This window comes from Arthrobacter sp. MA-N2, from assembly GCF_000517125.1.
Lineage (GTDB): Bacteria > Actinomycetota > Actinomycetes > Actinomycetales > Micrococcaceae > Arthrobacter > Arthrobacter methylotrophus.
This window is the reverse complement of record NZ_KI912157.1, coordinates 107,870-118,324: the sequence shown is the minus strand read 5'-3', so window position 1 is coordinate 118,324 and position 10,455 is coordinate 107,870. Positions and strand designations below refer to the sequence as shown.

The following is a 10,455-nucleotide window of genomic DNA, read 5'->3' as shown; positions in this document are numbered from 1 at the left end:
CCGCTAGTCCTCCTCTAGAAGAGCACACAAGTGAACCGTTATGTAGGATATTTCCGACTCTGGCACGGGCCGTCCCAGCTCATCCTCGAAACTGTGCATGATCCCCCCGATCACTGTTTTTTCCCGGTCTCGGCCGGTGATTTCCGATTCGACAGCCTCCGATGGCGCCGCTTCCGCCTCACCGCGCTGCAGGCGGGTCAGAGCGATGACAAGGTGTGTCACGAAGGGAGCCGCATTCTCCTCCGTCAATTCCAGAGAGAATTGCCTGGTAATTTCAAGGAGGGCACTCTCGGCCAGCTTCCGTGCCACGGGGCTCGCCATTCCCGAATCTTCCAGAAGGTCCAGACGTTCGCGAAAGGACTCCCGAACATCGGCTGGCGCCGTGTCATGCGGCTGCGTTGTGCCCGTCATGATGGTGCGCCGGCGGTGCGGGACCGGTGGGCCAGGATCTCCCTGACCAGCATCGGAATTGCGACACCCGACTGCTCATAGGCAAACCCGAAAGCCCTCCGGCCTTCGCCCACAAGTTCGGCGACATGCTTTTCGGTAACGGGCATGCCCGGAGTACCTGCGATGCCCACCAGATTGGCACCGAGCGTCGCCGTCGCGGCGGCCAGCGCGCCGCCGCCGCCGGACCAGCACGTGCCCAGGTAGTAGTCGGCTTGACCGCTCTTCACCAGTCTTGCTCCTTGCATGTCCCCCATTGCGACAGCCTGCACCCGGTCACCCCCGGCGTCCTGGGCCATCTTGGCCATGATCTTGGCATCTACTCCGGCAAGGACAATCCGAACCGCTCGATTTTCTATCACGAGAAACTCCTTTGTTATCGCTGCACGCGTCGGGGTTTCCGACAGCTCCAAGCTGGCATGCTTTATAATGTTGTTACGTTGTTATTACACGTGTGACGCTCAATTGAGAAGAGAGTGGGAGTCATAATGTCCCGGCCTACGCCCTCCGTCCGCCGTAATGTGCGGATCCCCTACTACGAGCAGGTCAAGCTTCTGATTCTGAAGGAAATCGAGTCGGGAGACATGCAGCCCGGCGACATGCTCACTTCGGAAGGTGACATGTGTGAACGCTACGAGGTCTCCCGTACCGTGGTCCGCCAGGCCATCGGCGAGCTCGTTAACGAGGGCATACTGGTTCGCCAACAGGGCAAGGGCACCTTCATTTCCCGTCCGAAGGTCAGGGAACAGTTCATGCAGAGCACCGTAGGCTTTTTTGAAGATCTGAGCCTCCGCGGCCACTCCGTACAAAGCAAGGTCATCAGCTGCAAGCTTGTCGGCGCGGAAAACACCGTTGCCGAGGCACTGGAAATTGACCCCGGGTCGAAATGCGTGGAAATCACCCGCCTTCGCTACGTCAATGAAGATCTGATCGCCTTTACAAAGTCCTACATCAACAGCGCGGATGCCAACATGGTCGACGACCTGATTGCTGCCGACCTTTCCACTAATTCGCTGTACCGAACTCTTGAAGAAGACTGGGGCCTGCGCATTGAGTCCGGCAGACGCTCCCTTGAAGTGGTGACGACCAGCGGCGTGCTGCCGGGCATTCTCGAAGTCAAGGCAGGGACCCCGGCGCTCTATATCGAATCGATCGGACGAGACGCAGGCGGCACCCCTGTCGAGTATTTTCGTGCATGGCATCGAGCCGACCGGACCCGACTGGAAATTGACGTAGTTCGTCGGTAGCTGCCCCGCCACTTCTACCGGCGGATTTGGGCCGGCGCCACGCGAAGATGCCTGCCTTGCAGTCGGACCACCGCGGAACCTCAGAGATCCACCAGCTGCGCCGCTGCGGCCCCCTAGCGGCGCCCGCAACTGGCGGCCCGCCCCAACGCCTGCGGGACGGCGGCTTCCATGAGGCGGGCCTGCGGGTCCTTTGACCGCCTCCGGGAGAGACCGCTGTGATGCGGCGACGTGCGGCGGTGCCGTTGATATCAACATTGATCCTCCTAGTCATAATCATATTATGATGAGTCCTGTTGCGGGTCAAGGAATTCTTCAATGGGAAGGTGTAGCGATGAGTGATTTTGTACGAACGGTACTGGGTGACGTGAAACCGGAGGAACTGGGCTTGACTCTGGGCCATGAGCATCTCATCACCCGCCCAGCCGACCGTCTCCTTCACGAGGATCAGGGCAGCGAGGACCTGCTACTCGACGATGAAGACCTTGCGGTGGCGGAATTGGCGAGGTTCCACCAGGCCGGCGGCGGGGCCCTTGTCGAACTCACAACGAAAGAGTACGGCCGGGATGCCGAAGCACTCGGGCGCATTGCTGTCCGGAGCAATATCCATATCGTTGCCACCACGGGTCACGTCACGCCCTATTTCTGGGCCGGCGTGCTCGACGTGGACTCCATGTCGCGGGAGTGCCTTGTTCAGGAGATGGTGGAGGAACTGACCATGGGTATTGGAACCAGCGGAGTCAGGGCCGGCGTCATAAAGGCCGGGAGCTCCAGGGGTGAAATCACGGAGACGGAGGAGCGGGTGCTCCGTGCCGCTGCGGCCGCTCAGAAGCTGACTGGGGCACCCATCACGACGCATACCACGGCCGGCACCATGGCGACGGCGCAGGCCCGCATATTATTGGATGCGGGGGCCGACCCGGAACGTGTCTGCATCGGTCATTTGGACAGGTCCCTCGATTTTGAGGAACAGCGCCGCCTTGCCGAGGAAGGCTTCCGTCTCGGCTACGACCAGACGTCCAAGGACTGGTACGAACCGGACAGCCGGCGGATCGACTTCATTGTGCGGCTCGTGGAACTCGGATTTGGCGACAGGGTTTGTCTCTCAGGCGACCTGGCTCGGCGAAGCGCTTTGGTCTCCTGGGGCGGAGGCCCGGGATACACCCATATCCCCCACCGTCTGGTTCCGTGGCTTCGACGAGCCGGCCTTGGACAGGACGCAATTACGACCCTGGTCTCGAACCCCGCCAAACTCCTTACCTGGTCCTGAATCGGGGAATGACCCGACTGCCTGTGCCGGCGGAGGCAGTCGGGTCAAGTGAAGGAGAAGCACTCACTGAAAGGTGCTCCTGGAAGCCGCTGTCGCAGCTCCGGATATGTGTCGCCCCTGACTGGGTGTGGTCGTCAGAGGGAAACGCCCACGAGGGCTAGCAGATTGGCAATGATGCCCACGCCAATGGCTGTCACCGCGCCCAGGGCCATCGGCATCACCGGTGCATTGGACCGCTGGTTGATGAACCAGGCGCCAACGACGGCCGCCACTCCCCAGCCGCCGGCAAATGCTGCTGCGGCCATGGCCCCGCCCGCCAGGAATGCGATTTCCATAACGTGGAAGATCGCGGTTCGCATGGTGTCCGCAATTTCCCGAACAACGGTGAAGCGGTCCAGGTTCTTGAAGAACCACAGGAGGCTGAACACTTCGATGACACGGAAGACGGCCACGGCGCCGGCAGCAACCCACGGGTTCGGCATCAGCATGGCGATGGATGGTTCCAGGGAGGTTCCTGTAAGGATCCACACGCCGGTCATGACGGCGGTCGTATACTTCATTGGGACGAAGGCCAGGAACCAGGCGGCCGCTGCCAGGGCGGCGGGGATTGCCATTCCGTGAAGATATAGTGAGGCCGAAATCGGGTCGCTGGCCATGTACCCGAGATTATATGCCGCCCCTGCCAGCGCATGGATGACAATGATCAGCGGCAGGTTTCGTTTGATGCGTCCGGTATTTTTTCTGAAGAAGTCGTCTTCATCAGGGGCGTTTTGGACCGAACCCGAACCGGCCTCATCCGTGAGCCATTCCGGCGGCACATCGCCGAATTCATTTCCTGGCCGACGCGCTTCGCGCACGACTAGAACCACGAGATAAACGAGCCCCGCCCCGAAGGCCCAGGCCGGTGGATACGGCAGCCCGAGCGTCGCGGCGGCGGCCCACACGGCTGTGGCCACAATGGCTGAGCAGAACCCCTGCTTGAGTCCGTAGTGGTAAAAAACTGTGAGAACGGCAAACAGGAAGAATGCTTCGAGGGCCGGTTGGGTGATGAGCTGAACAGTTCTTGCCATCTCAATAGGTGCGGCAGCCATGAGGTCCGAAGCCAACCGAAGAACGAGGGCAACAGCCGCGCTCCATGCTGCTCCCAGAACGAATGAGGACAGCACCCCGAAAAGCCCACGCCGAGATTTGTACCAGGCCTCATCGTGAGTCGTCCGCATTGCAACGCCGATGTAGTCGGTTGCAATGAAGATCAGGTAGAGCATGGGAATGGCATGGCCGAGCGAGAACGGCAAACCGAACGCCCAGAGGAACCCGAGCCCCAGCGTAAACGACGTGCGTCGGATGGATTTGGTGTCCACGTTGCCGGCCTTATAGGAGGGCAAGATCGGTCGGAGCCCGTCATGGAATATTGCCACCCCGCGGTTCGCAAGAACTGCGGATAGCCCTCCCATCGCGGCGAAAAGAATGGCTTGTGGCAACAGAGGGACGGGCATAGTTACTTCCGAACCGAACATTGGGGCGCTCCAAAGGGTGAAGAGTGTGTGTACAAGAACCAGCGGATTGCGGCTCTACCTGTGGCTTCCGCCGTTTGTGTTAAGCTGCGTTCCCGGTTCGCCGTATTCGCATTGGCTCCAGCAGAGCCCACAGGTGCACTGCGGGCGCAATTGTTGAACCCACTGTGACCAGAGCTGCGCTCAACAGAATTGGTCTATGTCCTTCGCTTTTTCATATTGCTCCATCTCGGAGTGACGAAGCGCTTGCCCCAGCCACTAATACAAAAGCCACGGCGACCGCCGTGGGTCGGGGAGAAATTTCGTCCGCGAGCATCCAACTTTGTCATCATATTATTATGACGTGATGACCTGTCAAGGTCATCACGTGTCTAAAATAGCTTGCGGCTACCGAGCGGCTTTACCGGTTGTCATCGAGAGCCTGGGCGGCCCTCACGGTCGATCATTCCGCCGCCCTAGAGAAGGTCCCGCACATGGCCCGTTTCGTTCACCGAAATGAGGCTGCGAGCAGCCCTTTGGTCAGCGATCACCCGGGTGATTGATCCATATGCCGGAGAATAGGGAAGGGCAAGCCAAAAGGCTTTGTCTTGGCCCAAAACATGGCCGGTATATGCATTAATGACGCCCGCGTGGGTAAACAACACGGCAGTACCACCTGGATGTTTACGGATGATCGACTCTACGGCCCCGACAACTTGAGTTCGGAACGCGGTGAGATCGATTTCAGGGTCATAAAAATGTCCCTGCCGGAGCGCCTGCCATCGGGGGTCGTTCGCCTTTTTGAGTTCTTCAACCGGCACATACGCGGGGCCGGCCGAGTCCCATTCAGCAATCTCCTGGACGAGGGTCGCTGTGATACTAAGCCGGTTTGCCAACGGTGATGCCGTCTCCACTGCACGCAGCAAGGGCGAGGAATAGATCTCATCGATCCGTTCCGCACCCAAAAAGTCAGCCACCTGTTGGGCTTGACGGACGCCGTCGGCTGCCAGACCGGGGTCCGCTGCCGCAGTCGGAACCGTTTCGGTTGGCCCCTCGACACGCAGCGGGAGCCCGTGCCGAACCATTATGAGTCGCACCTCCCTATCCCACCTGAGTGGATAGGGCGTCACGAAACCGTTTCGCCCCTGACCTGACGAGTTCATATGCGCCCTGCTCGGCGGACAGGCCCGGCACCAGATCTGACCCGGCGAAGACGGCCACCGCACCGGCTTGGAGAAATGCAAGAGCATTTCCTGGCGTCACCCCCCCCGATGGCACCAAGGCAAGGTGGGGAAACGGTCCCAAGAGGTCGCGCAGGTACCTGGGGCCCGCGGTATTCGCGGGAAATATCTTTATTGCCGCGGCTCCCATCGAATGGGCGTTGTAGACCTCGGTCGGGCTCAACGCACCGGGAAAAAAGGGAATGTCATGTTCGTTGCATACGGCGGCCACTGCGGGGACGAGGCCAGGCGACACGACAAACTTGGCTCCCGCAGAGATCGCTTCTCGGGCCTGATCTGCGGTCAGGACCGTGCCAGCGCCCACCACCGCGGATGCCTCGGAAGCGACTTCCCTGATGATTTCCGCGGCTGATGGGATAGTGAAAGTGAATTCGACGCACCGGATACCTTCACCGCTGAGCGTACGGACCAGCCGCACGGGATCATCCACGGATTTGGCTCGGATGACCGCTGCGACTCTATCTTCTTTGAGGACGGTCAATACTGGAGTAGTCATAGTTCATTCCTACGGTCGTGGATGTCTGATTCTAAGGCGCAAATAGGAGTCACAATCCGGCGGTGGCCATCGATGTGCCGCTCTCGCTTTTGCCCGACAATGCCAACTCGGACAAACGGTCGAATGAAGGTCCGGAGGCCGGGATCTCAATTCCGAATACTTCCGCGATGACCTGTGTCCAGCCGTGAAGGAAATAGACCCAGCCATCAACGACAGTGACGTTTAGCTGAGCGTCAGCCGACCTCGCTTGGGCAAGAAAGACAAGGTCACCCCGGTAGTTCAAGTCCCAGACAATCGCATTCTCCGGGAACCTGGCCCGGTCGGTAAGTGGAGATCCGGGCATGTCCTTACCCAGGCCAGTGGCATTGATGATTACAGAACCCTCCGGGAGGTTCTGCAGCACCGCATCGTTGTCCTGCGGATTCGGCGTATGCACCAGTTCCAGGGGGACGTCCGACTTCAGTTCGTCGTGCACCCGGCGAAGACTCGCCAATCGTTGCTGGCTGCGGTTCGAAATTACGACCCGCCGAGGCCGGTCCGTTCCCCTCTCCGGGCGGGTCAGATACCAACTGATCGCAACTGCCGAGCCACCAGCCCCCATGACGAACACGTCGGCCTCACGGTCACGCCAGTAACCGCGGGGGATAAAATCCTCCAGGGCAAAGCCTGACGAAATAGGATCCTTCGCATGAGCGGTGAGGATTCCATTCGGCTTCGAAATACAGCTGACCTCCGACATCAGCGCCGCAAGGGGATCTACGACATCGAACAAATCCACGGCAGCGTTGTAGAGATCAATCTTGTGCGTCGTTACAAGGGCGCCAAGACTGAGGGGGTCATCCTTAATAAAGGCCACCACATTCCTGTAGGTGTCAGGCGATGCATGCAGCGGCATGTCAATGCCGACAAGTTGAACGCCGCTCAACCCCAGCTCCTGAGCCCACAGGGGAAATACCCTGCGAATGGAAGAGCTGCCGGTCGTCACCCCAATGAAATACAAGGTTGGACGGACCGCTGGCTGGAGAGTGTCATGTTCATAGGTGATATCCACTTCTTACCCTTTCTCGTCTGCGTATGAACCGGGTGGAATGCCCGTCGAGGTTTGAGCTGCCCACATCAGCAACATATAATCACATCATCATGTAATGATATGATGCCAAAGTAAAGTCCCAAGCCCTTGGCATTGCCGCCGCAACGCAAGTCGCTCGCTTCCGCAACTCGTCGGCGAGCTGGAGGCACGTCCTCCCGCTCAAGGGATTCGCCTTCATAGCTTCAACTGCCTCGATTCCCCTGCCAGCAGGGGAATCGACCGTCACCAGCCAAGGAATTATTCGTGTTTGAGACGCCATTCCAACCTTCGTCCGCAGCCAGCGTTACGGGCAGCAACCGCGTTAAGCGCGGCATGGCCGAGATGCTCAAGGGCGGCGTCATCATGGACGTCGTCAACGCCGGGCAAGCCCGCATCGCCGAAGACGCTGGTGCCGTTGCCGTGATGGCGCTCGAGCGCGTTCCCGCGGACATCCGCGCCCAGGGCGGCGTGTCCCGCATGTCGGACCCGGACATGATCGATGCGATCATCGCCGCCGTGTCCATCCCTGTCATGGCCAAGGCCCGGATCGGCCACTTCGTCGAAGCCCAGGTCCTGCAGTCCCTCGGGGTGGACTACATCGACGAGTCCGAGGTCCTGACCCCGGCCGACTACACCCACCACATCGACAAGTGGAATTTCACCGTTCCCTTCGTCTGCGGTGCCACCAACCTCGGTGAGGCGTTGCGCCGCATTAACGAGGGCGCGGCCATGATCCGCTCCAAGGGCGAGGCCGGCACCGGCGACGTCTCCAACGCCACCACCCACATGCGCCAGATCCGCGCCGAGATCCTCCGCCTCTCCACCCTGCCCGAGGACGAGCTCTACGTTGCGGCCAAGGAACTGCAGGCCCCGTACGAACTCGTCAAGGAAATCGCCGCCACCGGCAAGCTTCCCGTGGTGCTGTTCACCGCCGGCGGCATCGCCACCCCGGCCGACGCTGCCATGATGATGCAGCTCGGTGCGGACGGCGTGTTCGTCGGTTCGGGCATCTTCAAGTCCGGCAACCCGGCCCGGCGCGCCGCCGCCGTCGTGAAGGCCACCACCTTCTTCGATGACCCCGACGTCATCGCCAAGGTCTCCCGCGGCCTCGGCGAAGCCATGGTCGGCATCAACGTCGAGGAAATCCCCGAACCCCACCGCCTCGCCCAACGAGGCTGGTAGCCGTACGCCCTAATTCGCTCATATAGGGGTTGGATGAAGACGTGGCACCCCTTGGTTGGGTCCCCAGGTAGTAGTCCAGTGTTTGTGTGAGTTTCGTGTCCGAGAATGGACACAGGAGGAAATTCACGAATCATGGCACGCAGACACACCCCCGAGCAGGTCATCGCCAAGGTCCGGCAGGGCCAGAAGATGCTCAACGACGGACGCCCGATGGTCGAGGTCATCAAGGAGCTCCAGATCACCGAGGCGACCTGGTACCGGTGGCTGAATCAGTACGGGTCCGAGAAGAACGCCGAGGCCTCCAGACGGACCAAGGAGCTGGAGAAGGAGAACGCCCGGCTCAAGCGCCTGCTGGCGGAGAAGGAACTGGCCATCGACATCCTCAACGAGGTGGCGAAGGGAAAATTCTGAGCCCCGAACCCCGCCGCCGTGCCGTGCACATGGCAGTGGAGAAGTTCGGGGCGTCCGAACGCTTCGCCTGCGCGCTTCTGGGCCAGAACCGGTCCGCGTTCCGGAAGAAGAAACCTGACATGGGCTTCGAGGAGGCCCAGCTGCGTGCGGACCTAAGGGCCGTGGCCGTGAAGCATCCCGCCTGGGGCTGGCGGAAGGCCAGATGGCACCTGCTGTCACAGCCTGCATGGGACGGGGTGGCGCTGAACAGGAAGCGGGTGCGCCGGCTCTGGCGCGACGAAGGTCTGGTCTGTAAAGCCGGGGCGCGGAAGAAGCGCCGGACCGGGCCCGGCGCCGGGGAGCAGAAGCGCCTCACAGCGGAGTATCCGATGCATGTGGTCAGCTTTGATTTCCAGTCGGATGTGACCACCTGCGGGCGGCACATACGGTTCTTCAATGTCATCGACGAATACACCCGTACCGCCCTGGCAGTCATTCCGCGCCGGTCCTTCAAAGCCGCCGACGTGGTCGCGGTGCTGGAGGACATCATCGCCGAAACCGGCACAGCCCCGACTTACGTCAGGTGTGACAACGGGCCGGAGTTCACCGCCGCGGCACTGATCGAGTGGTGCAACACCCCCGGCGTCGACACCGCGTTCATCGACCCCGGCTCGCCCTGGCAGAACGGCTTCATCGAATCATTCAATGCCCAGTGAGTATGTCAACTTGTTTCAGGACCACTGAGACGGCCTGATCCAGGACCACCCACTACCCAGCTGGCCTGAGTGCTGGACCTTGCCACCTCGGGAGGTGACGGGCGCAGCAGGCTGGCTTCCGATGTTCAAGCAGACCATGAACGAACTGCCATACTCTGACAATGGCCGTTTACTTTGAGTGCACGACACGGACGAGCACGCCCCAATCGGAACTGTTTGACCGTGCCCGGAGTATCGACGCCCACAAGGACTCGATGGCGCAGTCTCGTGAAGAGGCGGTTGCCGGCGTCACGTCCGGGCTCATCTCTTTGGGTGAGGAAGTCACGTGGCGAGCTTGGCACTTCGGCGTTCCGCTTCACATGACGAGCCGGATCACCGAGATGGAGTCGCCGAACTATTTTGTGGATGAGCAGGTCAAAGGTCCGTTTCGGCGGTTCCGGCACGTCCATGAGTTCAGTCAGGATTCGGCGGGCACCACGATGATTGATCGGATCGAGTTCGCGGCACCGTTCGGCCCCATGGGGCGTCTGGTGGAGAGGCTGGTGCTGGCCCGCTACCTCCAAAAGCTAATCGAGACGCGGAATCGGCACCTTACCGAGGATCCCACTCGCGGATAGTTCGTATCAGTAGTCCGAGGGCACCGGCTAGCCTCCGGTTTGTTGGGCGATGGTGTGTGCCAGACGGTAGGAGTCTGTCCCGGTTTCGATGATGGCTCCATTGAACGTAAGCCTGTCCACGATCGCGGCGCACAGCCTAGGGTCGGTGAAGGTTTTGGTCCAGCCGGAGAATGATTCGTTGCTTGCGATGGCGATGGAGTTCTTCTCTTCGCGTTCGGTGAGGACCTGGAAGAGGAGTTCGGCGCCGCGGCGGTCCAGTTCCATATAGCCGAGTTCTTGTCTTAAGAGTC

Annotated in this window: 10 protein-coding genes and 2 pseudogenes; 5 read left to right on the top strand and 7 right to left on the bottom strand. The window is 60.5% G+C overall.

All coding sequences use genetic code 11. The annotated features are described in order from the left end of the window. Positions 1 to 3: 3 nt before the first annotated feature. Both A3M3_RS0122165 and A3M3_RS0122160 read right to left on the bottom strand, forming a co-directional pair. Positions 4 to 411, bottom strand: a complete 408-nt coding sequence (locus A3M3_RS0122165; RefSeq protein WP_081737010.1) for a PRD domain-containing protein — start codon at positions 409 to 411, stop codon at positions 4 to 6. Next, positions 408 to 809, bottom strand: coding sequence for a DUF2620 family protein (locus A3M3_RS0122160; protein WP_028268144.1), 402 nt, complete (start codon positions 807 to 809; stop codon positions 408 to 410). The genes A3M3_RS0122165 and A3M3_RS0122160 overlap by 4 nt, the downstream gene beginning before the upstream one ends. A 159-nt stretch (positions 810 to 968) precedes the next feature. Between A3M3_RS0122160 and A3M3_RS26490 the strand changes: the two genes are divergently transcribed. Further along, on the top strand, positions 969 to 1,694 hold the full coding sequence (locus tag A3M3_RS26490; RefSeq protein WP_231497401.1) for a GntR family transcriptional regulator: 726 nt from the start codon (positions 969 to 971) through the stop codon (positions 1,692 to 1,694). A 331-nt stretch (positions 1,695 to 2,025) separates the two neighbouring features. Next, a complete protein-coding gene (locus A3M3_RS0122150; RefSeq protein WP_028268143.1) occupies positions 2,026 to 2,961 on the top strand; it encodes a phosphotriesterase family protein in 936 nt (311 codons plus the stop codon). A gap of 134 nt (positions 2,962 to 3,095) precedes the next feature. Here A3M3_RS0122150 and A3M3_RS0122145 read toward each other — a convergent pair whose 3' ends face one another. From A3M3_RS0122145 to A3M3_RS26485, 4 genes are all read right to left on the bottom strand, one after another. Beyond that, positions 3,096 to 4,457 carry a YhfT family protein gene (locus A3M3_RS0122145; protein WP_197023367.1) on the bottom strand — a complete coding sequence of 454 codons (1,362 nt, stop codon included), beginning with the start codon at positions 4,455 to 4,457 and terminating at the stop codon, positions 3,096 to 3,098. 473 nt (positions 4,458 to 4,930) lie between these two features. Beyond that, positions 4,931 to 5,539, bottom strand: coding sequence for a histidine phosphatase family protein (locus A3M3_RS0122140; protein ID WP_051423488.1), 609 nt, complete (start codon positions 5,537 to 5,539; stop codon positions 4,931 to 4,933). A 16-nt stretch (positions 5,540 to 5,555) separates the two neighbouring features. Further along, positions 5,556 to 6,191 carry a bifunctional 4-hydroxy-2-oxoglutarate aldolase/2-dehydro-3-deoxy-phosphogluconate aldolase gene (locus A3M3_RS0122135; protein WP_028268140.1) on the bottom strand — a complete coding sequence of 212 codons (636 nt, stop codon included), beginning with the start codon at positions 6,189 to 6,191 and terminating at the stop codon, positions 5,556 to 5,558. A gap of 49 nt (positions 6,192 to 6,240) precedes the next feature. After that, on the bottom strand, positions 6,241 to 7,242 hold the full coding sequence (locus tag A3M3_RS26485; RefSeq protein ID WP_231497400.1) for a shikimate dehydrogenase family protein: 1,002 nt from the start codon (positions 7,240 to 7,242) through the stop codon (positions 6,241 to 6,243). A 282-nt stretch (positions 7,243 to 7,524) separates the two neighbouring features. Between A3M3_RS26485 and pdxS the strand changes: the two genes are divergently transcribed. From pdxS to A3M3_RS0122105, 3 genes and pseudogenes are all read left to right on the top strand, one after another. Further along, positions 7,525 to 8,442, top strand: coding sequence for a pyridoxal 5'-phosphate synthase lyase subunit PdxS (gene pdxS / locus A3M3_RS0122120; protein ID WP_028268138.1), 918 nt, complete (start codon positions 7,525 to 7,527; stop codon positions 8,440 to 8,442). A gap of 132 nt (positions 8,443 to 8,574) precedes the next feature. After that, positions 8,575 to 9,545 (top strand): annotated as a pseudogene (locus tag A3M3_RS26480) (IS3 family transposase); the annotation flags it as partial. Positions 9,546 to 9,709: 164 nt separating this feature from the next. Then, on the top strand, positions 9,710 to 10,165 hold the full coding sequence (locus tag A3M3_RS0122105) for an SRPBCC family protein (RefSeq protein WP_028268136.1): 456 nt from the start codon (positions 9,710 to 9,712) through the stop codon (positions 10,163 to 10,165). A 27-nt stretch (positions 10,166 to 10,192) separates the two neighbouring features. On the opposite strand, the pseudogene A3M3_RS0122100 reads toward A3M3_RS0122105, so the two are convergent. Continuing rightward, positions 10,193 to 10,453 (bottom strand): annotated as a pseudogene (locus A3M3_RS0122100) (ATP-binding protein); the annotation flags it as partial. Positions 10,454 to 10,455 lie beyond the last annotated feature (2 nt).